This window comes from Streptomyces sp. NPDC015171, assembly GCF_043079545.1.
Taxonomy (GTDB): Bacteria; Actinomycetota; Actinomycetes; order Streptomycetales; family Streptomycetaceae; genus Streptomyces.
The window spans coordinates 516,419-542,882 of the sequence record NZ_JBIBUO010000002.1 but is presented as its reverse complement, the minus strand read 5'-3'; the positions used below and the strand labels follow the sequence as shown (position 1 = coordinate 542,882).

The 26,464-nt window shown below is 72.5% G+C and carries 23 protein-coding genes; 4 read left to right on the top strand and 19 right to left on the bottom strand.

The window, feature by feature from the left end; all coding sequences use genetic code 11:
- Window positions 1-35: 35 nt before the first annotated feature.
- Together alc and allB are read right to left on the bottom strand one after the other, a co-directional pair.
- Window positions 36-1,151 carry an allantoicase gene (gene alc, locus ACF073_RS06910; protein ID WP_392067305.1) on the bottom strand — a complete coding sequence of 372 codons (1,116 nt, stop codon included), beginning with the start codon at window positions 1,149-1,151 and terminating at the stop codon, window positions 36-38.
- 51 nt (window positions 1,152-1,202) lie between these two features.
- A complete protein-coding gene (gene allB, locus ACF073_RS06905; protein ID WP_392067304.1) occupies window positions 1,203-2,540 on the bottom strand; it encodes an allantoinase AllB in 1,338 nt (445 codons plus the stop codon).
- 274 nt (window positions 2,541-2,814) lie between these two features.
- On the opposite strand from allB, the gene ACF073_RS06900 reads away from it, so the two are divergent.
- Window positions 2,815-3,609: an IclR family transcriptional regulator gene (locus ACF073_RS06900; RefSeq protein WP_392067303.1), complete on the top strand. Its 795-nt coding sequence runs from the start codon at window positions 2,815-2,817 to the stop codon at window positions 3,607-3,609.
- Between the two features lie 417 nt (window positions 3,610-4,026).
- Here ACF073_RS06900 and ACF073_RS06895 read toward each other — a convergent pair whose 3' ends face one another.
- The gene (locus ACF073_RS06895; RefSeq protein ID WP_392067302.1) at window positions 4,027-4,344 is read right to left on the bottom strand and encodes a DUF5955 family protein; all 318 of its coding nucleotides are present in this window, start codon (window positions 4,342-4,344) and stop codon (window positions 4,027-4,029) included.
- A gap of 144 nt (window positions 4,345-4,488) precedes the next feature.
- Between ACF073_RS06895 and ACF073_RS06890 the strand changes: the two genes are divergently transcribed.
- Together ACF073_RS06890 and aceB are read left to right on the top strand one after the other, a co-directional pair.
- Complete coding sequence (locus ACF073_RS06890) at window positions 4,489-5,097, top strand: NTP transferase domain-containing protein (RefSeq protein ID WP_392067301.1); 609 nt, start codon at window positions 4,489-4,491, stop codon at window positions 5,095-5,097.
- Window positions 5,098-5,281: 184 nt separating this feature from the next.
- Window positions 5,282-6,907 carry a malate synthase A gene (gene aceB / locus ACF073_RS06885; protein ID WP_392067300.1) on the top strand — a complete coding sequence of 542 codons (1,626 nt, stop codon included), beginning with the start codon at window positions 5,282-5,284 and terminating at the stop codon, window positions 6,905-6,907.
- Window positions 6,908-6,914: 7 nt separating this feature from the next.
- Here aceB and ACF073_RS06880 read toward each other — a convergent pair whose 3' ends face one another.
- From ACF073_RS06880 to ACF073_RS06860, 5 genes are all read right to left on the bottom strand, one after another.
- A complete protein-coding gene (locus ACF073_RS06880; protein ID WP_392067299.1) occupies window positions 6,915-7,190 on the bottom strand; it encodes a SelT/SelW/SelH family protein in 276 nt (91 codons plus the stop codon).
- Entirely contained in the window at window positions 7,187-8,101 is a 915-nt protein-coding gene (locus ACF073_RS06875) for a HipA family kinase (RefSeq protein WP_392067298.1), read from the bottom strand. The genes ACF073_RS06880 and ACF073_RS06875 overlap by 4 nt, the downstream gene beginning before the upstream one ends.
- Window positions 8,102-8,199: 98 nt before the next feature.
- Complete coding sequence (locus ACF073_RS06870; protein ID WP_392067297.1) at window positions 8,200-9,483, bottom strand: diaminopimelate decarboxylase; 1,284 nt, start codon at window positions 9,481-9,483, stop codon at window positions 8,200-8,202.
- Window positions 9,483-10,820 carry an ATP-grasp domain-containing protein gene (locus ACF073_RS06865; protein WP_392067296.1) on the bottom strand — a complete coding sequence of 446 codons (1,338 nt, stop codon included), beginning with the start codon at window positions 10,818-10,820 and terminating at the stop codon, window positions 9,483-9,485. Before ACF073_RS06865 ends, ACF073_RS06870 begins: the two co-directional genes overlap by 1 nt.
- Before the next feature lie 80 nt (window positions 10,821-10,900).
- Window positions 10,901-11,476: a D-glycero-alpha-D-manno-heptose-1,7-bisphosphate 7-phosphatase gene (locus ACF073_RS06860; protein WP_392067295.1), complete on the bottom strand. Its 576-nt coding sequence runs from the start codon at window positions 11,474-11,476 to the stop codon at window positions 10,901-10,903.
- Between the two features lie 232 nt (window positions 11,477-11,708).
- Between ACF073_RS06860 and ACF073_RS06855 the strand changes: the two genes are divergently transcribed.
- A complete protein-coding gene (locus ACF073_RS06855) occupies window positions 11,709-12,482 on the top strand; it encodes an NAD-dependent epimerase/dehydratase family protein (RefSeq protein ID WP_392067294.1) in 774 nt (257 codons plus the stop codon).
- A 143-nt stretch (window positions 12,483-12,625) separates the two neighbouring features.
- On the opposite strand, the gene ACF073_RS06850 is transcribed toward ACF073_RS06855, so the two are convergent.
- The 11 genes from ACF073_RS06850 to ACF073_RS06800 all read right to left on the bottom strand — a co-directional run bounded on the left by ACF073_RS06850 (window position 12,626) and on the right by ACF073_RS06800 (window position 26,285).
- The gene (locus ACF073_RS06850; RefSeq protein ID WP_392067293.1) at window positions 12,626-13,864 is read right to left on the bottom strand and encodes an MFS transporter; all 1,239 of its coding nucleotides are present in this window, start codon (window positions 13,862-13,864) and stop codon (window positions 12,626-12,628) included.
- A gap of 79 nt (window positions 13,865-13,943) precedes the next feature.
- Entirely contained in the window at window positions 13,944-14,942 is a 999-nt protein-coding gene (locus tag ACF073_RS06845) for a hypothetical protein (RefSeq protein ID WP_392067292.1), read from the bottom strand.
- Window positions 14,939-16,027 (bottom strand): galactose-1-phosphate uridylyltransferase, encoded by a 1,089-nt coding sequence (galT, locus tag ACF073_RS06840; RefSeq protein WP_392067291.1) that lies wholly within the window; start codon window positions 16,025-16,027, stop codon window positions 14,939-14,941. Before galT ends, ACF073_RS06845 begins: the two co-directional genes overlap by 4 nt.
- Entirely contained in the window at window positions 16,024-16,644 is a 621-nt protein-coding gene (locus ACF073_RS06835; RefSeq protein WP_392067290.1) for an SIS domain-containing protein, read from the bottom strand. Before ACF073_RS06835 ends, galT begins: the two co-directional genes overlap by 4 nt.
- A gap of 64 nt (window positions 16,645-16,708) precedes the next feature.
- A complete protein-coding gene (locus tag ACF073_RS06830; protein WP_392067289.1) occupies window positions 16,709-18,166 on the bottom strand; it encodes a glycogen synthase in 1,458 nt (485 codons plus the stop codon).
- On the bottom strand, window positions 18,163-18,759 hold the full coding sequence (locus tag ACF073_RS06825; RefSeq protein ID WP_392067288.1) for a hypothetical protein: 597 nt from the start codon (window positions 18,757-18,759) through the stop codon (window positions 18,163-18,165). Before ACF073_RS06825 ends, ACF073_RS06830 begins: the two co-directional genes overlap by 4 nt.
- Entirely contained in the window at window positions 18,756-19,775 is a 1,020-nt protein-coding gene (locus tag ACF073_RS06820; protein ID WP_392067287.1) for a hypothetical protein, read from the bottom strand. The genes ACF073_RS06825 and ACF073_RS06820 overlap by 4 nt, the downstream gene beginning before the upstream one ends.
- A complete protein-coding gene (gene rfbB, locus ACF073_RS06815; protein WP_392067286.1) occupies window positions 19,775-20,788 on the bottom strand; it encodes a dTDP-glucose 4,6-dehydratase in 1,014 nt (337 codons plus the stop codon). The genes ACF073_RS06820 and rfbB overlap by 1 nt, the downstream gene beginning before the upstream one ends.
- Window positions 20,785-21,915 (bottom strand): glucose-1-phosphate thymidylyltransferase, encoded by a 1,131-nt coding sequence (locus tag ACF073_RS06810; protein ID WP_392067285.1) that lies wholly within the window; start codon window positions 21,913-21,915, stop codon window positions 20,785-20,787. The genes rfbB and ACF073_RS06810 overlap by 4 nt, the downstream gene beginning before the upstream one ends.
- Window positions 21,912-24,071, bottom strand: coding sequence for a 4-alpha-glucanotransferase (malQ, locus tag ACF073_RS06805; protein WP_392067284.1), 2,160 nt, complete (start codon window positions 24,069-24,071; stop codon window positions 21,912-21,914). Before malQ ends, ACF073_RS06810 begins: the two co-directional genes overlap by 4 nt.
- A gap of 78 nt (window positions 24,072-24,149) precedes the next feature.
- Window positions 24,150-26,285, bottom strand: coding sequence for a glycosyltransferase (locus ACF073_RS06800; RefSeq protein WP_392067283.1), 2,136 nt, complete (start codon window positions 26,283-26,285; stop codon window positions 24,150-24,152).
- Between the last annotated feature and the right edge of the window lie 179 nt (window positions 26,286-26,464).

Below are 26,464 nucleotides of genomic sequence, written 5' to 3'. Positions count from 1 at the left end.
GTCGGGCCGGGGCGCCCCACGCGCGCGGGAGGGGATCAGCCGCCCAGCTCCTGGTGGCGGGCGGCCAGGCCGTTCGCGCCCCGCTCGGTCAGCGAGCCGAACAGACGCAGCCGGGAGATTCCGCCGTCGGGGAAGATGTCGATCCGCGCGTGCGTGCCTACGGCCGCCTCGGGCAGGACGAACCGGTGCGCGGTGTCGGGCTGGAGCCGGGTGCGCGGGAGGACCTCCGTCCACGCGCCCTCCTCGCCGTCCTTGACCGAGACCGAGGCCCAGCCGGCACTGTTGCCCTTCAGGTAGGCGGTGTCGATCTCGATCGCGCGGATCCGGGACTGGGCGGCCAGCCGGTAGCGGATCCAGTCGTTGCCCTGGTCGCGGCGGCGCCGGGTCTCCCAGCCGTCGTCCATCTTGCGGGAGCGGCCCGGCTGGATGGTGTTGGTGGCCGGGGAGTAGAAGAGGTTGGAGGCGTCCTCGGCCTGGCCGCCGTTCTCCAGCGCGACCACGTCGAAGGTGCCGAGGGCCGCCAGCCACGCCGGGTCCGGCACGACCTCGCCGTACACGCGCAGGCGGGCGATGCCGCCGTCCGGGTGCTGGTTGATCCGCAGATGCGTGAAGCGCTGCTCGGCCGAGACCTCGAACCCGTTGGCCGCGTGACCGCCGACCGGGGTGCGCGGGACCAGGGTCGTCCACTTCACGTCGTCGCCCAGCAGCTCCGCCGGGGACGGCGAGCCGGGTACGGTGGCGCCCTCGACGGAGACGGCCTGCGGGTAGTTGCCGCGGAAGTGGGCCGTGTCGATCACGATCCCGCGGATCACCCCGGGGGCGCCGAGGCGGACCAGCGCCCAGTCGTGGTCCTCCGCGGTCGGCCACGGGTGCTCGGCGGATGCACCGCGCCGGCGGCGGGTCTCCCAGCCGTCCATGACCTTGCCCTTGTGGCCGAAGTGCTCGGGGTCGAACTCGGCCCGCTCGGGCACCAGCAGGTTCTCCCGCTGGGCGAAGAACTCGTCGTTCGCGGCGATGACACCGGCGCCGAGCTGCCGGTCGGCGAGGTTGGCGTACTGGGTGAAGGGGAAGTCGGCGGTGCGGTAGTCCGCGTACGGGTCGCCGCCTCCGTAGGGGTTCGCGTCGCCGGTGAAGCTGGGTATCGCCGTCACGGTGATCAGGGGGTCCTTTCTGGAGTCGGCGGGTGCGGGTGCGGGGGTGGCTTACCGGGGGCGGCTGAGCAGCGCGCCCCTCGGCTCGGTGAACTCACCGTCGGCGACGATGCGTTCGCCGCGCAGCCAGGTGGACTTGACCACGCCGTACAGGGTCTTGCCGGCGTAGGCGGTGACCCGGTTGCGGTGCTGGAGGCCGGCCGGGTCGACGGTGAAGGTCTCGTCGGGGGCGAGGACGGCGAAGTCGGCGTCGCGGCCGGCCTCGATGGCGCCCTTCTGGCCGAGGCCCACCAGCTCGGCGGTGCGCGTGGACATCCAGCGGACCACGTCCTCCAGGCCGAAGCCACGCGCGCGTGCCTCGGTCCATACGGCGGGCAGGCTCAGCTGGAGGCCGGATATGCCGCCCCAGGCGGTGGCGAAGTCGGCCGTCTTCAGATCGGTCGTGGACGGCGAGTGGTCGGTGACCACGCAGTCGATGGTGCCGTCGGCGAGGGCCGCCCAGAGCAGGTCCTGGTTGGCGGCCTCACGGATGGGCGGGCAGCACTTGAACTCGCTGGCGCCGTCCGGGACCTCCTCGGCGGTCAGGGTGAGGTAGTGCGGACAGGTCTCCACGGTGAGGCGGACGCCCTCGGCGCGAGCGGCGCGGATCAGCGGCAGGGCGTCGCTGGAGGACAGGTGCAGCACGTGCACGCGCGCGTCGAGCCGGCGGGCCTGTGCGACGAGAGCCGCGATGGCCGTGTCCTCGGCGTCGCGCGGACGGGAGGCCAGGAAGTCGGCGTACTTCGGGCCGCCGTGCTGCGGGGCGGCGGCCAGGTGGTGCGGGTCCTCGGCGTGCACGATGAGCAGCCCGTCGAAGCCGGCCGTCTCCGCCAGCGAGCGCGCGAGCTGCTCCTGGTCGAGGTGCGGGAACTCGTCCACGCCCGACGGCGACAGGAACGCCTTGAAGCCGAAGACGCCGGCGTCGTGCAGCGGGCGCAGGTCCTTGACGTTGTCGGGCAGGGCACCGCCCCAGAAGCCGACGTCGATGTGCGCCTTGTCCCGGGCAACGTCCTGCTTGATCCGCAGATGGTCGACCGTGGTGGTGGGCGGCAGGGAGTTGAGCGGCATGTCGACCAGGGTGGTGATGCCGCCGGCGGCCGCCGCGCGGGTGGCGGTCCAGAAGCCCTCCCACTCGGTGCGGCCGGGGTCGTTGACGTGTACGTGGGTGTCGACCAGTCCGGGCAGCAGGACATGGTCTCCGACGTCCTCCAGCCGGGCCGTGGCCGGAACCTCGGCGTCGTACGGCAGGACGGCCGTGATCTTCCCGGCGGACACCGCGACCGCCGCGGCGCGCGTCCCCTCCGGAGTGATCACGCGCGTCGAGCGCAGCACCAGTTCAGCGTCGGACACCCGAACCCCTTTCTCTACCGCCGTTTTACGTCCAGGAAACGGGATTTACACCCACGTAACGGATTTCAACGTTCTGTTGAAGGAGTCTTCACTCCACTCTCTCCGCCGTCAAGAGGCACACTCCTGAGCGGCACGGAGCGGGCACCCGCTCTGGACGTTTCCACAAAGCGGAATTAGAATTCCAGCAAGCAGAACGTAGCTACGTCCAAGCAGGGAGTCAACCGGCTGCCGGGTAGGCTGCTTCCCTCCTGTCAGGTCCCGAAAGGAACGCGCCGTGCCGACGTCCAGCGCCAGCACCACCGACTCCGCCAAGCCCCCCGCCGCCGGCGGGGTGCAGTCCCTGGAGCGCGCCTTCGACCTGCTCGAGCGGATGGCGGACGCGGGCGGCGAGGTGGGCCTGAGCGAGCTGTCCGCGGCCAGCGGCCTGCCCCTGCCGACCATTCACCGGCTGATGCGCACCCTCGTCGCCTGCGGCTACGTGCGGCAGCAGGCCAACCGCCGCTATGCCCTCGGGCCCCGGCTGATCCGGCTCGGCGAGTCCGCGTCCCGGCTCCTCGGCACCTGGGCGCGGCCGTATCTGGCCCGGCTGGTCGAGGAGACCGGCGAGACGGCGAACATGGCGCTGCTCGACGGGGACGAGATCGTGTACGTCGCCCAGGTGCCGTCCAAGCACTCGATGCGGATGTTCACCGAGGTGGGCCGCCGGGTGCTGCCGCACTCCACCGGCGTGGGCAAGGCCCTGCTCGCCGGGGTGCCGGACGACGAGGTGCGGGCGCTGCTGTCGCGCACCGGGATGCCGGCGGCCACCGACAAGACCATCACCACGCCCGAGGGGTTCCTCGCCGCGCTGGCGGACGTGCGCAGGGCCGGGTACGCCGTCGACGACAACGAGCAGGAGATCGGGGTGCGGTGCCTCGCGGTGTCCGTCCCGGACAGCCCGACGGCGGCGGCGATCTCCATCTCCGGGCCCGCCGGACGGGTGACGGAGGCGGCGACCGACAAGATCGTGCCGGTACTGCAGCAGATCGCCCGCGAACTCTCCCACGCACTGGCCAGCTCGGGCGTCTAGGAGCGGAGCGGGGAGGCCACGGGCGCCGGTCGCGCCGCGCCGCGGGCGGCGGCGTTCGCCGTGCACCGCGGGCGACCGGGCGACAACGGGTGCGCGGCGGCCGACACCGGCGAGCCCGGGTACGCCCCGGGCGACCCGGTGACCACGGGCGCACCAGCGAAGACGGCACAGCCGGCACACCGCAGGCGATCCGGCGGCCACGGCCCACCGCCGGCGCCACCGCGGCGACGAACAGCGCCGGCCGGCGCCCGGCGACAGCCAGGCGACAGCCACAGCCACCGGTGCGCCACGGCCCGTGCCGGCAGCCACCGGCGCACCGCAGCCGGCGTGCCGGCGGCCGCGCATGCCCGCCGGCCACGGACACGTCACGACCGCTCGCGCGTTGCGCCGCCGCCCCGCACCAGGCCGGGCCGGGGGCTAGCGTTGCCCGGGTGGGCGGCCGAAGAGTTCCACGGCTTCCCGTACGCCTGTCAGTCCTCGTGCCAGCGCGCTCATCGAGCCGATCGCGCCCGCGATCAGTAACAGGGAGCTGCGCAGGCGCGGGATCTCCGGCAGGCCGCCGGCGGCCATCGCGGCCAGGGCCGCGAGCTCGTCCTCGGCTATCGCCCGGTCCGGGAAGTCCGCGGGGAGCGCCGCGAGTTCGCGGCGCAGCCGGGACACCGCGGTCTGCAGTGCCGCCACCCTGAGATCCTCGTCGCTGCCGGTCACTGGCCTCTGCCCCAAGATCCGCAACACAGCCCTCCCCCAGCCACCCCTTCGTGCGCGGGTCAGTAAACGCCACCCCGTGCGGGAGCGCCACAGCGCGGACCGAAATTCAGCCCAACGGAATCGGCACCGGAAAAACCGGCCGGTTCCGTCGCCGTCGGGTATGCAGGACCCATGACGGACAACCAGGATCTCCAGGGGGAAGTCGCGGGGCTGCTGCTCGCCGCCGGCGGCGGCAGACGGCTCGGCGGACGCCCCAAGGCGCTGCTGCCGCACCGGGGCAGGCCTTTGGTGGAGTACGCGGCCGGAGTGCTGCGCGCGGCCGGGTGCGGGCGGCTCCATGTGGTGCTGGGGGCCAGGTCGGACGAGGTGCGGGCGCGCGCCGAGCTGGGCGACTGCGTGCTGGTGGACAACCCCGACTGGGCGGCGGGCATGGGCTCCTCGCTGCGCGCGGGGCTGGCCTCGCTCGCCGGGACCGGGGCGCGCGCCGCCCTGGTGTCCCTGGTCGACCAGCCCGGCATCGGACCGGCCGCCGTGGCCCGGGTGCTGGCCGCGTACGAGGACGAGAAATCGCTGGTGTCGGCCGCCTACGACGGGGTGCGGGGGCATCCGGTGCTGTTCGGCGCCGCCCGCTGGGCGGGCATCGCCGAGACGGCCACCGGCGACCGCGGGGCGCGGGCCTATCTGCGGGCGCACGAGGCGGAGATCCGGCTCGTGGAGTGCGCCGACGTCGCCGAGCCGTACGACATCGACACCGAGGCCGACCTGAGCCACCTTGAGTGAACGGGGTGGCACCGAGCGCCACCTTCCCTCGACTCAGAGAATCTCGATGTCAACAGACCATTGAAGTTCCACAATGAGGAAACTACTATCCACTGTTCAGAAGCGCCTGACCGCACAGCGGGCGCTGACTGTCCCATTCGTGCCACTTGGCACCCGGTGCCACCGCTGAAGGAAGTGACAGCTCATGTCCGCACCAGCGCCGTCCCCGCTGGCCATCGTCGACGCCGAGCCCCTGCCCCGGCAGGAAGAGGTCCTCACGGACGCGGCGCTCGCCTTCGTGGCGGAGCTGCACCGGCGGTTCACCCCGCGCCGTGAGGAACTCCTGGCCCGCCGGGCCGAGCGCCGCGCCGAGATCGCCCGCACCTCCACGCTCGACTTCCTGCCGGAGACCGCCGCGATCCGCGCGGACGACTCCTGGCGGGTCGCCCCGGCCCCGGCCGCGCTGAACGACCGGCGCGTCGAGATCACCGGCCCCACCGACCGCAAGATGACCATCAACGCGCTCAACTCGGGCGCGAAGGTCTGGCTCGCCGACTTCGAGGACGCCTCCGCGCCCACCTGGGAGAACGTGGTCCTCGGCCAGGTCAACCTGAGCGACGCCTACACCCGGAACATCGACTTCACCGACGAGCGCACCGGCAAGTCGTACGCCCTGCGGCCGAACGAGGAGCTGGCGACCGTCGTCATGCGCCCGCGCGGCTGGCACCTGGACGAGCGGCACCTCGTGGACGCCGACGGCCACGCCGTGCCGGGCGCCTTCGTCGACTTCGGCCTGTACTTCTTCCACAACGCGCGGCGGCTGCTCGACCTCGGCAAGGGCCCCTACTTCTACCTTCCCAAGACCGAGTCGCACCTCGAAGCCCGCCTGTGGAACGAGGTGTTCGTCTTCGCGCAGGACTACGTCGGCGTCCCGCAGGGCACGATCCGGGCCACCGTCCTGATCGAGACCATCACGGCCGCGTACGAGATGGAGGAGATCCTCTACGAGCTGCGCGACCACGCCTCGGGGCTGAACGCCGGCCGCTGGGACTACCTGTTCTCCATCGTGAAGAACTTCCGCGACGGCGGCGCCCGGTTCGTCCTCCCGGACCGCAACGCGGTCACCATGACCGCCCCGTTCATGCGGGCGTACACCGAACTCCTCGTGCGCACCTGCCACAAGCGCGGCGCGCACGCGATCGGCGGCATGGCGGCCTTCATCCCGTCCCGCAAGGACGCCGAGGTCAACAAGGTCGCCTTCGAGAAGGTCCGCGCCGACAAGGACCGGGAGGCGAACGACGGTTTCGACGGCTCCTGGGTCGCCCACCCCGACCTGGTGCCGATCGCCATGGAGTCCTTCGACCGCGTCCTCGGCGACCGGCCGAACCAGAAGGACCGGCTGCGCGAGGACGTCCGCGTCGAGGCCGCCGACCTGATCGCGGTCGACTCGCTGGAGGCGAAGCCGACGTACGCCGGTCTCGTCAACGCCGTCCAGGTCGGTATCCGGTACATCGAGGCATGGCTGCGCGGGCTCGGCGCGGTCGCCATCTTCAACCTGATGGAGGACGCGGCCACCGCCGAGATCTCCCGTTCGCAGATCTGGCAGTGGATCAACGCGGGCGTCGAGTTCGAGAACGGCGACAAGGCGACGCCCGAGCTGGCCCGCAAGGTCGCCGCCGAGGAACTCGACGGCATCCGCAAGGAGATCGGCGAGCAGGCCTTCGCGGCCGGCCACTGGCAGGAGGCGCACGACCTGCTGCTGCGGGTGTCCCTCGACGAGGACTACGCCGACTTCCTCACCCTGCCCGCGTACCAGCAGCTCAAGGGCTGACCGGCCGTCACGACGAGCGCTCCGAGTGGCCCAGGGACCTTCCCGGGGCCACTCGGTCGCGTACCAGCCGCTTCACCGCCGTGGGCTCCGGGAAGCCGTGCTCACGGCGGTCCCACACCAGTTCGCCGTCGACGCGGACGGCGAAGACACCGCCGGTCCCCGGCTTGAGCGACAGTTCGGTCAGCTCGGTCTCGAAGGTGGTGAGCAGCTCCTGCGCCAGCCAGGCCGCGCGGGGCAGCCAGCGGCACTGGGTGCAGTACTCGATCTCTACGCGGTGGGTCATCCGAGGTGCACCGACCAATCCTGTTGTGCCGCCGGTTTGCCGTGCAGGTCGGGGACCCGCTTGAGCCAGTCCGGGCGGCCCGCCTCCGTCTTCGCCGCGCGGGCGGCCTCCTCGGCCGCGAGCTCGTCGCGGCTCGGGAAATCGGTGGGCAGCCACTCGGCGGAGAGCCGGACGCGGTCCAGGAGATAGCCGACATAGGCGTCCCGGACGTCGTCAGGCGTGGCGAAGCCGGCGTCCTCGGCGAGCCAGGCGTCCGGCACCTCGGCGACGATCCCGCGCAGCAGCTCCTCCGTCACACGGGGTGCCAGCTCGGCGTCGGCGGCGCGCACATCGGGGCCGTAGTGGCCGAGGGCGTGGTGCCGGAAGTCGTATCTGCGGCCCGGGGCCGTGGTGTCCCAGCGGTGGTGGAAGACGAGGGCGGCGCCGTGGTCGATGAGCCACAGGCGGGCGGGCACGGTGCCGAGCGTCGGCCAGACCATCAGGTTGGAGCTGTGCACCGTACGGTCGACGTTGACGGTCAGCGCGTCCAGCCAGACGATCCGGCCGGCCTCCAGCGGGTCCACCGGAAAGGTACGGGCGATCTCCGGGGTGAAGTCCCGGGCGCCCGGCAGCCAGTCCATGCCGAGGTTGAGGCCCGCGCTGGCGTGGTGCAGTTCGCGCACCTCCTGGTGCTCCTCGGCGGCGGCGACGGCGGGGTCGAAGCGGACGAGGACCAGCTCCGGGAAGCGCAGCCCGAGCGCCCGGGCGAGTTCCCCGACGATGATCTCGGCGACCAGCGCCTTGTGCCCCTGTGCCGAGCCGGTGAACTTCACGACGTACGTGCCGAGGTCGTCGGCCTCCAGCACCCCGGGGACCGAGCCGCCGGACCGCAGGGGCTCGATATAGCGGGTTGCGGTGACCTCTCTCAGCATCTTCCAAGGTCCTTACCGGTTGCGTGCCTTGCCTTCCACGGCAGGGCCTCGTCTCCCTCGGGCATGAAAGAAGCATAGTGACCACGGGGACCGGCCGCTCACCCGCTGCGCCCGCGGACGTACGCCCCGAGGTGGTGCTCGGGCTGGCGGGCGAGCACGTCGTCGACCGTGTCCCGGGTGCGCGCCAGGAAGGACCGTCCGCCGAGGAGCACGACCTCGGCCGGGTAGCCGTGGCTGAGGAAGAGGACGGGGGAGGCGGTGGGTCCGTACGCTCCCGACCGGTGCACTCCGAGCAGGTCCCCGGGGTGCAGCGGGGGCAGCTGGGCGTTCTTGGCGACGGTGTCGTTCGGGGTGCACAGCGGGCCGGTGACGTGCCAGGGACCGGGCGTGCCCGAGTCGCTCTCGCCGGCCAGTAGCTCGATGGGGAAGTTCCGTTTCACGAACGAGCCGATGCCGACCGCGGCCATGTGGTGGTGGGTGCCGCCGTCCGTCACGGCGAACCGCTCCCCCAGGGACTCCTTGGTATAGCGCACACGCATGAGGTAGGTGCCGAAGCGAGCCGTCAGATACCGGCCCGACTCCATGATCAGCCTGGTGTCGGGGTGCGCCGACCTGAACCCCTGGAGCAGGGGGTTGAGCTTCTTCGCCAGCACCGTCACGTCGAGGTCGCGCTCGCCCTCGAAATAGGCCACGCCCAGGCCCCCGCCGATGTCGACGGCCTCCAGCGGAATGCCGGTGGCCGCGGCCACCCGGTCGGCCAGATCGAGGACGTAGCCGGTGTTCCGCACGATGACGTCCTCGTCCAGGATGCGGGTCCCCATGTAGACCTGGATCCCGGCGATATGGACGTGCTGGTGGCGGGAGCCGATGTCGTGCGCGGCCAGCACGGCCGCCTCGTCGATGCCGAACTGGCGGGGCCGGCCTCCCATGGTGAGCCGCGAACCGGTCACCGCGTGAGCGGGATTGACCCGCAGGAGGACCCGCCGGCGCACTCCGCGCTCACGCGCGCACCGCTCGATGAGGTCCAGTTCGCCGAAGGACTCGCACACGATGGCGTAGATACCGGCGTCGACGGCCGCGGCGATCTCCTCGACGCTCTTGCCGGGGCCGAGGAACAGGATGTCCCGGGGCGAGGTGCCGGCGGCCAGCGCGGTCCGCAGCTCGGCCAGCGAGGACACCTCGGCACCGGCACCGGCCGTGTGCAGCAGCTCGTACACGCTCCGGTTGGGGTTCGCCTTCAGGGAGAAGAAGACGTCCAGTGCCGGATCCAGCACGGCCCGCAGCTCCCGGAGGTTCTCGACCAGGCCGTCACCGTCGTAGACATAGGCGGGGGTCCCGTAGCGGTCGGCGATGCCGGACCAGTCGACGTTCTCGGCGTTCATCACTGATCCACCATTCTGTGCAGGGCCTGCTCGGCGGAGGCCCGCAGCTCCTCGGTGCCGGCGGGGGTGTCCGCGACACAGATGACATAGAGCCGCCCGGCGGACTTCTTCCCCGGGGTGACGGCCGCGTTCAGCGTCGCGTGGTTGTTGACCAGGACGCCGGTTCCTCCGGGGCTCCGGTAGAGCAGTGCGCCGAGCGACCGGCTTACCTCGCTGAACGAGTGACGGCGGGTCGGGCGCAGCTGGATGACGGCGGCGAGGGCGTGCTGCGCGGGGCCGATGAGCGCCTCGGCGACGCGGTTCTGATACGTCGCCATGTTGAAGCGGGCGTTGATCTCCAGGCACGGGTAGAGCGTGCCGTCGGTGCCGAGCATGGCGTCCGCTCCGACCAGACCGTGATAGCCCTCGTCGGCGAGCCGCTTACCGATGACCGTGGCGGCCGAGCGGAGTTCTTCCACCTGGTCCGGCCGCAGCTTGGGCGGGAAGCGGTGGCCGCGGTGGACGCCGTCCTTCGTCAGCGCCGTCTTGACCGTCTCGAACCAGGTCGCGCCGTCGCGGTCCACGAGGAACTGGTAGTTGAGATCCGACCGCTTGTCGATCCACTCCTCGACGACCAGCGACACCGGCGCCTGCTCTCCCCGGCGGGCCAGCATCCGCAGCAGCTGGTCCGCGCGCCGACGGCTGTCCAGGACGACCATGCCCCGGCCCGACACCCCGAGAGACTCCTTGACCACCACCCGCGACCCTTCGCCGAGATGGGCGGCGATCGCCTGCTCCAGTTCCCCGTACGTGCGGCACACCGAGCCCGGCACCCTGGTCAGCCCGGTGTCGTCCACCAGCTCGCGGCTGAAGATCTTGCCGTTGACGTGTCTGCACACCGCTGCCGACGGCCCGGCCAGGGGGAGTCCGGTCACCTCGGAGAGCCGCTCCTCGTCGGACGAGATGCCGAGCGGTGCCAGGTAGGTACGACCGTCAGCGAGGCCCCTAAGCCGTTCCAGCAGTCGCGGGGACGCCAGGACGTCCTGTGTGACGGACCGGTCGGGCACGTTGTCCTCGACGACCAGCCGCTCTCCCCGCGCCGCGTCGAGCGAGCGCAGGTAGGCCAGGTAGTCCTCGTCCACGGGCGCCTTGAGCACGACCACGTCGTCCACGTCGGCGTGCAGGACCCCGACTTCCTCCATCCGGTTGACGGTCGCGCCGGAGAAGCTGAACCCCGACCCCGGGAGCCCGGGCTCGCCCTGTGCCCACACCCGTTCGACCTCGAAGTTGTTGAGGTACACACAGCGCGCTTCGGGGTCGCCCGTCAACGCCCTCTTGAGCCTCCGGGTGAACGTCATGCTGTCCTTTCTCGCTTTCTCGTCCGATCCATCTGATCCATCCGACCCATCCGACCCATCCGACCCATCGGCAAGGGTGCTCAGGCCGCGAGGTCGCGGCAGACCGCCCGCAGGGCTTCCGCCGTGGTCGCCGTGCGCAGTGTCGGCACCGGCGGCCCGCCGGCCGACGCCGTGGCGGCCGCTCCGGGTCCGACCCAGGCGGTCCGGCACCCGGCGCGGCTGCCCGCCTCGACGTCACTGGCGAAGTCGCCGACCATCCATGACCGCGAAAGGTCCAGGCGCAGCTCCGCCGCGGCACGCAGCAGCATCCCGGGCTCGGGTTTGCGACAGGCACAGCTGCGCGCGAGCCCCGGCACCACGCCGTCGGCGTGGTGCGGGCAGACGTAGATCGCGTCCAGCTCCACCTCGAAGGCGGCGAGTTCCGCCCGCAGATGACGGTGCATCGCCGCCAGGTCCGGCGCACCGAACAGGCCACGGGCGAGCCCGGACTGGTTGGTGACGACCACCAGAGCCGCGCCGTGCTCCTCCCGCAGGGTCCGCAGCCATGGACTGATGCCGGGCTGCAGGACGAGATCCGACGGCCGGCTCGGGTAGTGCCGTGGTTCGGTGAGCGTTCCGTCGCGGTCGAGGAAGACAGCCGGGCGGACAGGGTCCATGGGGCACTCCCCCCTTACGGTCGGCGTCTTCGGGTCGGAGCCGGGACCACGTACTACCCAAGAAGTAATCCGGGCTCCGCGGCCACCGCAACCGGGCCAGTCGGGTATGACAACACGTCCGGCGCCTTGTCCGCGCCGATGCCGCCTCCGGCATGATCCCCGCCCGCCTAGCTTCGAGCGCATGTGGCACGGCCGGGCAGCGGGGCGGCCGATTCAGCGGAGGAACGGTTGCATGCGGATCGTGGGAAAGGGCTTCACCGCCACCGCCCTGGGGCCGATCGCCCACCACCACCCCGGGGTCGCCGTGCTGGCGGCCGGAGTGTCCCGGATACGCCCCGAGTACGCGCACCACGATCTGGCCCGAGAGGCCGCTCTGGTGGCCGACCAGGCGCGTCGCTGCGCGTCCCGGGGAGAGAAGCTCGTCTACTTCTCCACCGCTTCCGCCGCTCTGTACGGCGCCCCGCGCTGCTCGGGCACCGAGGACTGCCGGCACGCCCCCCGGACCGCGTACGGCCGGCACAAGCTCGCCATGGAGCAGTTGGTGAAGGAGTCCGGCTGTTCCTGGCTGATCCTGCGTCTCACCCATCTCGTCGGCCCGCGGCAGCAGCCCTATCAGCTGGTCCCGGCACTGGTGGCCCAGGCACTCGACGGCCGGGTGCGCGTCCTGCGCCGGTCCAGCCGCGACCTGCTCGACGTCGAGGACTTCGTGGCGATGACGGACATGCTGCTGGGCTCCGGGATCGAGCGGGAAACGGTCAACGTGGCCTCCGGCCGGTCCACGGAGGTCGAGGCGATCATCGACCATGTCGCCGCACTGACCGCGACGGATCCGGTGCGCGACTACATCGAGGAATCCAGCAGGCACTCGGTCTCGATCGAGAAACTGCGGTCCCTGTCGCCTCGCAGCGGGATGTGGACGTTCTCCGCGGACTACTACAGGTCCGTGCTGGACAGGGCCGTGACCGATCTGCTGCGCGCGCCCCGGAGCGGATCGGTCCGCACCTGAGGAGCCGGTCCGGTCCGCCGGGGCGGGCCCTGGAGCCTGCCGCCGAGGGCCGGGCCGGCCACCGGCCGTGGCCGGAGAGCGGCCCGGTGCCCTGGACCCCGGCCGGGGGGCGGCACGCGCCCCTCACGGCCGGCGTCCGGTCCTCACCGCTGCTCCACGACCTGGATCACCTCGGCGCCGGCCGCGCCGCCCGCGCTCGCCTTCACCCCGCGCGTGAGCGTCCGCAGCCCGGCCAGGGCGGCCAGCAGGGCCAGGACGGCGGCCGTGCACGGTATCCGGTAGCCGGCCTCGGGGCCGGCCCACTCCACGACCCGTCCTGCCAGGGCTGATCCCAGGGCGTTTCCGCCCAGCAGCCCCGTCACGGCCAGCGCCATGCCCTCGTTGATCTGCGCGGCCGGCACCAGGTTCTGGACCAGACCCATTCCCGTGATCATCGTGGGTGCCGTCGCCATGCCGGCGACGAACATCAGCACGGCCAGCGACGGCAGTCCGGCGGCGAGCAGGAGCGGCAGCATCAGGACCGCCATCGCGGCCACTCCCGTCAGGAACTGCGTGGTCTGGCCGGCCTTGAGGGTGAGCGCGCCGAAGGCGAGGCCCGCGACGGCCGAGCCGAGGGCCAGCAGGGCCAGCACCCACCCGGACGACGAGGCGTGGCCGATGGATTCGGTGTACGCGACCGTGGCGAGTTCGAGGGAACCGAAGACGGCTCCGGTGAGGAGGAACGTCAGGATCATGATCTGCAGCCCGCGGTTGCGCAGGGGCGAGGACGCCTGAGCGGGGTCCGGTTCGTGGACCGGCGGCTCCGTCCCGCGCTGAACGGTGAGCAGCAGGGTGCCCCCCAGGGTCAGCGCGGCCGCCCCCAGCACTCCCGCCTCCGGGAAGAGCGTCGTGCACAGGGCGACGGACAGGATGGGGCCGACGATGAAGCACACCTCGTCGAGGACTTGTTCCAGCGCGTTCGCCGTGTGCATGGCGTCGGACTCGTCCTTGAGGAGGTGTGCCCAGCGTGCCCGGACCATCCCGCCCACGTTGGGCGCGGTCGCCGACAGGACGGCCGTGGCGAAGAGTGTCCAGTCCGGGGCGTCGTAGCGCAGACAGACCACCTGCAGCGCCGAGAAGAGCACGGAGAACACGGTGGCCGGAACGGCCACCCGGCTCTGCCCATGACGGTCGATCAGACGGCTGATCCGCGGCACGACCAGCACCGAGGCGATGAGACTCGTCGCGGACACCAGTCCCGCGAGGGCGTACGAGTCACGCGCGCTCGCGACCATCACCACGGTGCTGATCCCGTACATGGACAGCGGCAGACGGGCCAGGAAGCCGGCCGCGGTGAAGCCGGAACTCCCTTCGTGGGAGAACAGTCTGCGGTATGAGGACAAGAGGGACAACGGAGGTATCTCCAGTGTTCTGCGGGCCGGGAACGGCCCGGGGAGGGCGAGGGATCTGCCGGAGCAGGGGTCAGAGGGTGTGCAGGACGGCTCCGCGCGCGTCGAAGGCGAAGGGCTGCTCCCGCATCCCGTGCGCGGTCAGGGCTTCGCGCACGTCAGGCCGGCCGGCGAGGGGAACGTGCAGCAGCAGGAATCCACCCCCGCCCGCCCCGAGCAGCTTGCCCCCGGTGGCACCGGCGACGAGGGCGTCCTCGTAGGCGCGGTCCACACGCGGGAGGGAGACACGGGCGCCGAGGCCGCGTTTGAGTTCCCAGTGGCGTCCGAGGAGACGTCCCACCTCGGTGAAGCGGCCGTGTACGAGGGCGTCTCGAAGGGGAGCGGTGAGTTCCTTGATCTCGTGCAACCGGTGCGTGGTGCCCTTGTCGCCCCTCTCGGTGCCGCCGGCCTGGTCGCGCAGGACGGCGCCGGCGTCGCGGCTGGTCCCGGTGTGGAAGAGGAGCAGCTCTTCGCCGAGCCGACGCGCCGACTCGGCCGGCACGGGGACGTCTTCCACGTCCACGGTGCCGTCCCGGTGGAAGTGCAGCAGGCGGAATCCGCCCAGGGCCGACAGATAGTGGTCCTGTCTGCCCACGGGACGTCCGAGCCCCTCGATCTCGATGTCGCTGGCCGCCCGCGCGAGCGCGCTCGCCTCCAGCGGCTCCTTGGACAGTCCGGCGACGAGCGAGACGCAGAACGCGGCCGAGCTGCCCATGCCGGTCGCTCCCGGTACGTCGCCCATGGAGAAGAGATCCAGGGGAGTGCCGTCCCAGTGGCGGAGCATCGCCTCGCGCGCGAACGGGTTGGCCAGTTCCCCGGCCGACTCCGCGTGGCCGCAGGAGTCCAGGCACACCCGGATCCCCGCCGGCCTGTGGGGCACGCGCCGGCCCACGACCGTGACCCGCAGATCCGTACCGGCCCCGAGCACCGTCCCGCCGAAACGCCGGACGTACCCGGGCAGGTCGGTGCCTCCGCCGGCGAGCGAGATGCGCAGGGGGGCGCTGCTCACCCACATGCCCGTGTCCGCGCTCATGCCGTCACCGGTGCCCGCCTGAGCTCCTCGGCGGCTCGCTCGGGATCCGTCTCGCTCACGAAGGCACCGGCTCCCAGCTCTCCCGCGGCCATGCGCTTGACCGCACCGGAGTTCCAGCGGTCGGTGAACACCTCGGCCCGCAGGTGGGCGAGCGCGCGGTCGCCGCGGGCGGGTGCCTGGACCCACACCGCCATGTACGGCAAGGGCCGGTCGGCCACCGTCTCGAAGCGCCGGAGCACCGATCGGTAGACGGCGGCGAGGTCGTCGCGTTCCTCGTCCCGGAGAGCGGCGAGATCCGGGACGTGCCGGCGTGCGTAGAGGTGCACCTCGAACGGCCACCGGGCGGCGAAGGGCACGAAAGCCGTCCAGTGGTCCGAGCGGGCCACGACGCGGCTGGCCGCCTGTTCCTCGGCCGCCAGGACATCGCAGAACAGACAGGCCGCCCCTCGGGTGTGCTCCTGCCGCGCCGTCTCCTGCATGCGCCGGAACCGGTCGGGAATCCAGGGGTAGGCGTAGATCTGCCCGTGCGGATGGTCCAGGCTGGCCCCGACCTCCGCGCCCCGGTTCTCGAAGCACACGACCTGTTCCACGCCGTCGAGCCGGTTGAGCTCCTCGGTGCGGTCCGCCCAGGCGTCGACCACCGTGCGGACGCGGGACAGCGGCAGCCGGGCCAGGGGGGTGCCGTGGTCACCGCTGTACGAGATGACCTCGCAGCGCCCCGGTGCCGGGGCGGTGGCGAGCAGACCGGTGCCGGCCGCCGCCCCGGAGGTGCCCGGGGCGCCGAGCGCGGGGAAACGGTTGTCGAACACCGCCACGTCGTACGCGCCGCCCGGCACCTCCGCGACCTCGTGGGGCGCGTCGGCGCACAGCGGGCAGTGCGGACCGGCGGCGGACCGGCCGCGGCGGTGCGGGGCCATCAGGATCCACTCCCCTGTCGTCGGATCGCGGCGCAGTGACGGGGCGGCGGCCTCGCCCGGCACGGGCTCGTGGTGCGCGTCCGGCAGCGGACGCCCCGGGTGCTCGTCGTAGTAGTGGACGCGCCGTCCGTCCGTCAGCGTCGCGCTGGTGCGGTGCGAGCGGGTCAACGGACTCTCCCTGCGGCGAGGGCGGGTTCGGTCGTGCGCGCCATGACGAAGTCGCGCATGTGGCGGGTCAGGATGTGCGCGATCATCATGTGGATGTCCTCCTGCTCCTCGATGGAGCCCGCGCGGGCCTTCACCCAGCGCTCGCTGAGCGCGGCGGCCTTGTCGGCGGCGGGGCCGAGCAGTCCCACGGTCCGGACGCCGAGTTCACGCGCGAGCCGCAGTGCCTCCAGCACGTTGGGGGAGTTGCCGCTGGTGCTGATGCCCACCAGGACGTCGCCCTCCTGCGCCAGCCCCTCGAGCTGACCGCTGAAGACCGCCTCGTATCCGACGTCGTTGGCCCAGGCGGTGATCGCCGGCACGTGGTCGACGAGCGAGTGCACCCGCATCGGCGCCGCACCGGGCCGCCGGGTGTTCTTCGACAGATCGACCGCGAGGTGCGACGCCGTGGCGGCGCTCCCGCCGTTCCCGCAGGTGAAGACGGTCCGGCCGGCGAGGTACACCTCCTCGAACAACTCGGCCACGCCCGTGAGTTCCGTGAGGGAGAGCTCGTCGACCGCCCGCCGTATGCCCGCCAGGTATCCGTACATGTGGGCCGTGCGCTGAGGAGTGCTGTCCATGTTCGTCGTCCGTCCGCGAGGAGAAGGGTGCCGGGTGGGGTCGGGCGGGAGGCGGGGCGGTCGGTCAGCCACGCGCCGTCACCCGTTCGTAGAGCAGCGCGGTCTGCCGGGCCGTGCGCTCCCAGGACCAGTCGTGGGACATCGCCCGCCGCCGGGTCCGCTCCACCTCGCCGGGGTGCCCGGCCAGCCACCTCATCGCGTGGTCCACGGTGTGCCCGACCGCCTCCTCGGTGAGTGCCGCGAACCGGAATCCGGTGCCCTCCGCCGGGTCCGCACGCAGGTCGAGCACGGTGTCACGCAGCCCACCGACCGCGCTGACCAGCGGGATCGTGCCGTAGGCCATGGCGATCAGCTGGTTGAGGCCACACGGCTCCACGCGCGACGGCATGAGCGTGAAGTCGGCGCCCGCGTAGACCAGGGAGGCAAGCCCCTGGTCGAAACGCGGGGTGTGGTGGACGGCCCCCGGAGCGCGGGCTTCGAGGTCCGCGAGTTCCTCCACGTACTCGGCGTCCCCGGAGCCGACAACCACCAGCTGCGCCCGCCCGCCGGTCAGCAGCGGGCCGAGGGCGGCGAGGACGAGATCGATGCCCTTGTCCGGGACGAGCCGGGCGCAGACCGCGAAGACAGGGATGCCCGGGTCGACGCCGAGGCCCGTACGGCGTTGCAGCAGCCGTTTGTTGGCCCGCTTGCCGTCGGTCGCCCCGGAGCCGTCGAAGGGGACGGCGTACGGGCCGGGGGAAGCAGGGTTCCAGACCTTGCGGTCCACCCCGGCCACGATGCCTTCCATGCGCAGCGGCCCGAGAGCGGCACCGAGCGGTGTGCCCGCGAACGCCTCGGCCAGTTCGCCGGCGTACCCGGGGCTTCCCGTCGTGGCCGCGTCCGCCGCCAGCAGGCCGGTCAGCAGCAGGCTCGGCCGCCCCCGCGCCTCGGCCAGGAGCCGCGCGGCGAACCCGTCCGGCAGGCCGAGCCGCGCCACCAGCGGCGGGGGGACGTCGCCGCGGTATTCCCCGTTGTGCACGTTCATCAGCAGCACGGGCCGTGTACCGCTCCCCCGTGCGTGGCGCAGGTGCGCCAGGGCGGGCCCGGACTGCCAGTCGTTGCCGTGGACCAGGTCGTAGGACCGCCCGCAGTCGCGTACCCACCGTGCAGCCGCGCTTCCGTAGAAGGCGGCCCGTGCGACGGCGTCCGGGAACTCCACGTACCGGCTGTCGCGGTAGATGCCTTCCCGGTCGTACCAGCGGTCGGAGCGCAGCAGGAAGACCTCGCAGGAACCGCCGTGACCGAGCAGCCGCTCCACCGTCGCCGCCGCTTCGACGCCGCCGACCGTCAGGGCGGGCAGTCGCGCGACCGTCTCGGTGCGCAGGTCCTGCTCGTCGACGAGCCGTGGATAGTAGGGAATCAGCAGGTCGTGGACCAGCCCGTGATCGCGCTGCAGCAGCTCCGGCAGCGCCCGCGCGGCCTGACCGAGACCGCCCTCCGCGAAGTACGGTGCCAGCTCCTGACAGAGGTAGAGGCATCTCATGGCGCGACCTCCCGCTGTTCGGCGTAGGACACCCACAGTCCGAAGAGGTGGAGGTCCGGGTTGTACGGCAGTTCCAGCCGGGCGGAAGGGGACCGCCCCGCGCAGTCGACGGTCACCTGCCACAGCCGGGGCACCGCACCGGGCACCGCCTCGCCGCCGGAGTCGAGGAAGAACTCCCCTTCGGCACAGCAGCGTTCGCCGGGAGCCGGGTGGCGGGCCAGGATGTCGCTGAACCCGATGACGAGATCCGTCCCCCGCGCGCCGCCGGAGCGGTCCTGGCGCAGCCGGAACACCTCGCGGACGGAGCCGCCGGATCCGGCGCCCACGGCGTGCACCGCCGCCACGGCGCCGCCGCCGCGCGGCAGCCGGACCGTCTGTCCCTCGCAGGCCACGTTGTCCGCGACACCGGTGCCACGGGCCGGTGGCAGTCCGAGCGCCGGGGCCAGGCCGTGCAGCATCTCCAGGGGGAGGAAGCGGCCGAAGCCGTCGAACCCCTCGCCGGCGGCCTCGCTCGCGGTCGAGCAGCCGACGTTGTTGCGGTGCGCCGCGAGGTCGACGGCCAGGGCGCCGTCGGGCACGGTCAGGCCGCTCATACGGCGGCTCCCGCGGCCGACGTCAGCCGTGCCGCGACGGCGTGGAGATCCGCGTGGGCGCTGTCGAGCCGGACGCCGATCTGATCCCGGAACGCGCGGGCCCGCTCGGTCGTCGGGGGCATCACGCCGAGGCGCATCAGGAGGTTGCGCACCACGAGGACGTCCCGGCAGGCCCGGTCCGCTCCCGCGGCCGGCTCGGGTCCCAGCGGCATCGCCGCGTCATCCGCCAGCAGCCCGAGGTAGCGGGAGAACCAGCGGAGCACATGGTGGTACCACCACAGGCCGAGGACGAGTCCCTGTCCGACCCCCCAGCTCAGCTCGTTGCCCTCGGCGCCCCTGGGGCGCCCGGCCACCAGCTCCACATAGTCGTCCAGCCCGTTCCGCAGGCCGTCGACCAACTCGGCGCCCCCGAGGTACCCGTCGTACCCGTGCGTCAATTCCTGTGCGGCAATGGCCAGTTCGTTCGCGAGCTGGTCCGGGGTCGGCGCCGGCCGCGGCTCCGGCGCGTCGTACCGCACCTCCATCCAGGACTGTCCCGCGTCCTCCCGGCACATCGCCGCCTCGATGTCCGCCACCGGCAGCCGGCCGTCCAGGTAGACCGCCTCCCCCGGATCCAGGACGTGCACGGTGCCCGCCACCGGGTCCAGCTCGCTGATGACGATCGCGTGCAGGGCGTGGCTGCGACCGTGTCCCGGCCAGAAGTGCCTGAGGTGGAAGGCGTCGGTCGCGACCGCGACGGTGCGGCCCTCGGACACCGCGCGCAGGGCCTCCTGCCATTGCGCGGTGCCGCGCACACGGTGATCGACCAGCCGGTGGCCGCGCCGCGCGGCCATGACCGAGAACTGCTCGAACGGTTCGCCGAAGACCGGGCGGCCCGCACCGTCCCGGACGGCCCCGGTCGAGGCACCGTTGCCCAGGATCCGGGCGGGGTCGGCCTGCGGGTCCGCCGAGCGCAGCAGGGCGGCCACTGCCGCGTGGAAACAACTCGAATCGACAAGCGGGGGCACGCGGCTCATCAGTTCCTCTCCGGAGCAGACAGGGACAGGTGGGGTTCGGGCGGGCTCGGACGCTCCCACCAGGAGCGGTTCTCGCGGTACCAGGCGACCGTCTCGGCCAGGCCCTCCGTGAAGGAGCGCCGCGGCGAGTAGCCCAGCTCGGTCCGGATCTTGGTCCAGTCGACGCTGTACCGGGCGTCGTGCCCCTTGCGGTCGGCCACCTGTTCGACGCTGTCCCAGTCGGCGCCGCACAGCTCCAGAAGCCGCCGCGTGAGTCCCCTGTTGGAGAGTTCGAGGCCCCCGCCGACGTTGTAGATCTCGCCGGGCCTGCCGCGATCCAGGACCAGGCGGACGGCACGGCAGTGGTCCTCCACGTGCAGCCAGTCCCGCACATGGCGGCCGTCCCCGTAGAGCGGGACCTTCCGGCCGTCCAGGAGACGGGTGATGAACCGGGGAATCACCTTCTCCGGGAACTGACGGGGCCCGTAGTTGTTGGAGCAGCGGGTGATCCGTACGTCCAGGCCGTGCGTCCGGTGGTAGGCCAACGCCATGAGGTCCGCGCCCGCCTTCGACGCCGCGTAGGGGGAGCTGGGCGCGAGCGGCTGCTCCTCCGTCCAGGAGCCGGCGGGGATCGTCCCGTACACCTCGTCGGTCGACACCTGCACGAAGGTGCGCGGCCCGTGCCGCACCGCCGCCTCCAGCAGGGTCTGCGGGCCGAGCACGTTGGTGGCGACGAAGGCCCGCCCGGCGGCGATCGAGCGGTCGACGTGGGACTCGGCGGCGAAGTGCACGACGGCGTCGTGGCCGGCCACGAGCCGGTCGACGAGGCCTTCGTCCAGGATGTCCCCCTGGACGAAGGCGAGGCGCGGATCGTGCGCCACCGGAGTGAGGTTGGCGCGGTCCCCGGCATAGGTCAGGGCGTCCAGAACCGTCACCAGGGCGGGCGGTGCGGCCGTGTCCTCACCGGGAGCCAGCAGGGAGCGGACGAAGTGCGAGCCGATGAAGCCGGCCCCTCCCGTCACAAGGATTCTCATGATGTGCCCTTGAAGCCTTCCTGGGGTGGGTCCTGCGGGGAACGGGTACGGTCGCCCGCGAGCAGGACGCTGCTGTGCTCGCCCAGCACCAGTCGCTGCGCCACGGTCCCCGGCCCGGGGCCCGCCACGCGGGCGTGCCGCCCGAGCAGCGAGCCCTCGACCGGGCCGGCGCCGTCCAGCCGTACGCCCTCCAGGAGGAGCGAGGAGCGCACGGCGCTCCCGGTGATCCGGCAGCCGTCGGCCACCGAGGTGAAGGGGCCGACGACCGAGTCGCGCACGAGCACGTCGGCGCCGATGACGGCGGGGCCCACGACGCGTGAACGGACGATCGACGCGCCCGCCTCGATACGCACCCGCCCTATGACCTCGCTGCCCTCGCCCACCTCACCGCGCACCGACCGCTCGACGTCCTCGAGTACGGCGTTGTTGGCTTCCAGCAGGTCGTCGACCGTGCCGGTGTCCTTCCAGTAGCCGGTGACCGAGGACCCGCGCACCGTCCGCCCCGAGTCGATCAGCCACTGCACGGCATCGGTGATCTCCAGTTCCCCGCGTGCCGACGGTCCGACGGCCGCCACGGCCTCGTGCACGGCGGGGGTGAACAGGTAGACACCCACCACCGCCAGGTCGCTGACGGGTGCCGCGGGCTTCTCCTCCATCCGCGCCACCGTCCCGTCCGCCGCCAGCTCGGCGATGCCGAACCGCGTGGGGTCCTCGACCTTGGCCAGCAGGATCCACGCGTCGACGAGGGCCCGCCGCTCCGCGCGGTACTGGGCCACGAGGTCCGCGATGCCGCTCGGCAGGTAGTTGTCCCCGAGGTACATCAGGAAGTCCTCGTCACCGAGCCAGTCGCGCGCCACCCGCACCGCGTGGGCCAGCCCCAGCGCCTCCTCCTGGACGAGGTAGGTGATCCGGGCGCCGAACCGTGATCCGTCGCCGATGACGTCCCTCAGCTCGTGGGCCGCGCCGCCGACCACCACACCGATCTCGCTGATCCCCGCCGCGACGATCGCCTCGATGCCGTAGCGGATCACCGGCTTGTTCCCCAGCGGGATCAGCTGCTTGGCCATGGTGTGGGTGAGGGGACGCAGCCGGCTGCCGGTGCCGCCCGCCAGCACGAGTGCCTTCACCGGGGCCCACCGGTCACGGCTGCGGGTGCGAGGGCGGCGGCCAGCTCACGGGCCAGGGGCGCGGTGCTCAGCCGGGCGAGGGTGACGGGCCGGCCCTGCCCGTCCGAGACCGGCAGTCGCCAGTTCGGGTACGAGCCCGACGTACCGGGGAGGTTGGGACTGCGCAGGTCCCCGACGACGTCCGGCAGCCAGGCCGCGAGCAGTACGGAGGGGGTGCGCGCCAGATAGCGGTGCAGGGAGACCAGCCGGGCGGACGGGTCGCCGTCCGTGCTCTCGGTGGCGCAGCCGGCCCGGGCGACCTCGTCCAGCCAGGTCCGGCGCAGCCGCTCGGCGGCCTCGTGTTCCTCGGAGAGGGGTCCGGACAGCAGGCCGTGCCGGTGCCGCAGCTCCACGTGCTCGCCGCTGAGCCAGGAGGCCGAGCTGGGCAGATCGTGCGTGGTGACGGTGGCCAGGCACTGCCTCCGCCAGCGGTGTGCGGGCTCGATCGCGCCGTGCGGGTCCTCCTCGCCCGAGTCCGTGGTCTCCCGCGCCAGCCAGAGGACCGAGGTGCCCAGCACGCCTCGTGCGGCGAGTGTGTCACGCACGCCGGGCTCGACAGTGCCGAGGTCCTCGCCGATCACGTGCACACCCGCCCGGAGGGCCTCCAGGGCCAGCACTCCCAGCATCGCCTCGGGGTCGTACCGGACGTACGTCCCTTCCCCGATGCCCGCCCCCTCGGGGATCCACCAGAGCCGGAAGAGCCCCATGACATGGTCGAGGCGTACCGCGCCCGCGTGGCGGAAGGCCCGGCGGAGCAGCCCCGCGTACGCCGCGTAGCCGGTCCGGGCCAGGACGTCCGGCCGCCAGGGGGGCAGTCGCCAGTTCTGGCCCTGGGCACTGAAAGCGTCCGGTGGAGCTCCCGCGGAGACGCCCGTGGCGAGGCAGTCCCGCAGGGCCCAGGCTTCCGCGCCGCCCGGGTGCACCCCTACGGCCAGGTCGTGCACGACCCCGAGCGACATCCCGGCCCGCCCGGCCGTCGCGTGGACGTCCGCCAGCTGACCGTCCACGAGCCAGGCGAGCCAGCGGTGGAACTCCACGCTCCCGGCCAGCCGTTCCCGCTCGGCGGCGACGGCGGGCGAGGCGGGGTGGCGCAGTGGACCGGGCCAGGTGCGCCAGTCCGGTCCGTGCGTCTCGGCCAGTGCCCGCGCGGTCGCGAAGTCCGTCAGCTCCCGGCCCTCCCGTGCGACGTACTCCCGGTAGGACCGCAGGCGTCCGGCGTCCGGCGGCACCCGGTGGAGGAGCTGGAGGGCCGCGCGCTTGAGCCGCCATACGGCGTCGCGGTCGATCAGCTCCTCCCCGGACAGCACGCGTTCACGCAACCGCTCGGCGCGTGCGGCCAGTTCCCCGGCCGTCTCCCGGTCCGCGCCCGTGAGGGCCGCGTACTCCGGCACCGCGTCGATCCTCAGGTGCACCGGGTCCGCGAAGTACCTGCTGGACGGCCAGTAGGGGGAGTGGTCGGCGTGCGCGGCCGGGAGCATCGCGTGCAGCGGGTTGACCAGGACGAAGTCCGCTCCGAGCGCACTCCCCGACCAGTGGGCGAGGCTCTTGAGATCCCCCAGGTCTCCCATCCCCCACGAGTGGTCGGAGACGACCGAGTACACGTGCGCGGCGAAGCCCCACCCGCGTCGCCGCGGCGTCGGGATGCGGTCCGGGGCCACGATCAGCGGCGCGCTCGCCCAGCCGTCGGCCGAAAGCGCCCGAAGGGTGTGGTAGCCGAGGGGGAGGTCGGCCGGCAGCATCCTGGCGCCCGGCTCTCCCGACTTCTCCGGCTCTCCCGGCTCGCTGGCCGGGACCTCACGACTGCCGCCGTTCTCCAGGTCGATGACCACGCGGGTGTCCGCCCCGACCGCCAGCCGCACCGGACGGCCGGGGCGGGCTGTCACGCAGACGGGCAGCAGCCGTGACGCCTCATCCCGCCGGTGCCGCTCCAGTGCCCGCCGGATGCCCTCGGGAGTCGAGGCGTCGACGCCCAGAGCGGCCAGCACCCGGGTGAGCGTGGCCGGGGACACCTGCCTGTCCGTGCCGTCCGCGGCGCGGTACCGGGTGTCCACGCCCTTGGCGCGCGCGAGTTCGGCGAGCGTGTCCCGCACGGGCTCGGGTCGGTCGGGTTCTGTCACGGAAGTCTTCTCCTGTCGGTCCGGTGAGACAGCGGAGCGGTGAGCGGCTCGCGGGCCCTGATGACGCATGAAGGGGGCTCAGTGCTCCGGCACCGGGCGGACCTCGTCCCAGACGAAGCGTCCGCGAGGCAGTGTGATCAGCAGGACCACGGGGTGGTCGCCGAGCGGGCCCGGGACGTTGCCCCGGAACTCGTCGCCCGACCGGCTCAGCGGCTGTCCGAAGCCGTCCGCCGGGCTGCCGGCTTCCGGTCCGAACAGCTCGATCCGCTCGGCGTGCGGAAAGCGGTACACGATGTCGGCACGGTCACCCCGCTCCCGTACGCGCAGCCTGTGCCGGACCGAGTGCGCCTGCTCCGTGTGTCCCGGCGGGCTTCCCGGCAGGTCGAGCAGCGCCTCGCAGACCCGGAAGCGCGCGGCGCGGTAGGCCGTGTCGAACGCCGCCTCCGCGAGGTCCGGACGGCCGGCGCACGCGCGTACGCACGCGTCCGCTCCGCCCCGCGCGGCGGCGCTCAGGGCGATCAGCTCGCGGTGCGCCGCCCAGGTCTCGTCGCCGAGTCCGTCGTACCAGCCCCGGCGGATCAGGGTCTCGGGACCGGTGGGCTCGACGGCGCCGGTGAGTATGTGCCGGAACCGGTCCTCGCGGAGCCGGGTAGCGGCCTCCCAGGTCAGCTGCCGCGCGGTCCGGCGCGCGCGGTCGGACAGCTCCGCGTAGGTGCCGGGTTCGTGACGGAAGAGGCGGGCGGCCTCGCGCATCCGCTCGGCAAGGCGGTCCCGCAGCAGCTCGTCGTCCGGTCGGAACGAGCGGGCCACGGCGAACCCGGTGGCCCCGGGCTGCCCGCGCCAGTCGAAGGCGTGCCCGAAGTGGCGGGTGCCGGACTGCAGGGTGGCGATCGGTACCGCCCCGCACGCCATCGCCTCGCCCTGCGCGATCAGGAAGGTGTCCATCTCGAACTTCGACGGAAAGACGCAGAAGTCGGCCGCCGAGGCGTGCGCGAAGAGCGTGGCCTCGTCGACCATCTCCCAGTCCGCGCGCAACCGGTCCGTGTGCCGCTCCACCACGTCGCGCACGTACGACGGCAGCTCCTGTCGGGTCATCGAGCCGGGCAGGGCGCACCGGATCAGGAAGTTGGCCTCCAGACCCTCGTCCAGCACGCGGCCGACCGCGCGGAACAGCTCCGACTGGCCCTTGTGGTGGGGGGCGTAGCGCGCGCTGTGGTAGAAGGTCGGCAGGCTCGGGTCGAGTCCCAGGCCGGTGAGGAAGTCTTGGCGGTGACCCTCCGCGGCCTCGCGCCGCAGCCAGCCGTCGGAGACGGCACAGCCCCCGACGAACATCTTGTCCGCGTTGCGCCGCGTCACCCGGGAGACCGTCAGCCTTCCGAACCGCTCCTCGAACGGGGTGTCCGCGAACGTGGCGCAGTGCTCGGCCTGGCCCTCGGTCAGGAAATCGACGGCCGCGGCGTGTTCGAGGACGAGGGAGTGGCAGGCGACACCGCCGGGCTGTGCGGCCGGGCCCAGCGGTGTCGAGGGCGGGTACCGGCGCCGGACCTCGTGCGGCGCTCCGTGGTCCTCGGGCGGATCCGAGAGGGCGTCGAGGTCGGCTTCCACGCCCAGGAGGGACAGCAGCTCCGCCACCTGCGGCCGGCTGACCTGCCGGTCGACCGGGAGGTTCGTGGCCAGCGTGCTCACCACGGGGATTCCCGGTGCGCCGCGGAGCGCGAGGGGCAGCAGGTAGTGCTGGTACGGCTCGTACGCCTGGACCAGATCGGCGGTCCCCAGGACCTGCCTGATGAACCGGACCCCGGCGACCTGGAACACCAGCTCTTTGAAGAAGGAGAGGTCGCGCCCCTCCGCCCCGGCGTCCGGGACGAACGCCTCGGGAAACAGGTCGAGGTGGGCGTTGGACAGGAAGTGGAGGTCCACTCCCTGATGTCGCGTGTGCAGTGCCGTGGTGCGCAGCGGCACATCGACGCGGGAGGGAAATCCGGGCCATATTTCGGGGTCCAGGACGAGGGGCATCCGGAACTCGTCCGCGAAATCGGTGGCGGTGGCGCCGTATTGCTCGCGCAGGTACCGACCGTGGCCGTGGGCCGGCGTGACGATCGATACGGTGTGTCCGTGTTCCGCGAGTTTGGCCGCGGAATTCCACACGAGGGCAGCGGTTCCGCTCCGCATCAGTCGCGGGTCGAAAGCCCCGCATTCGAAGGCGAAGGTCACCACATGCATCGTTTCGCAGCCTTACGTGTCCTGGTGCTCGGGTGCCTGTCGGCCATCGGGAGCCCCCGCCGACGGCCTCTCACATTCTGGCGGGCGTGGGCCCGGATGTAGACCTCCCCTTTGGGGCATGCCTGTCCAGCGCACCGGTGGTGCGACCACCGGGCCTTGCCGGCCGCCGC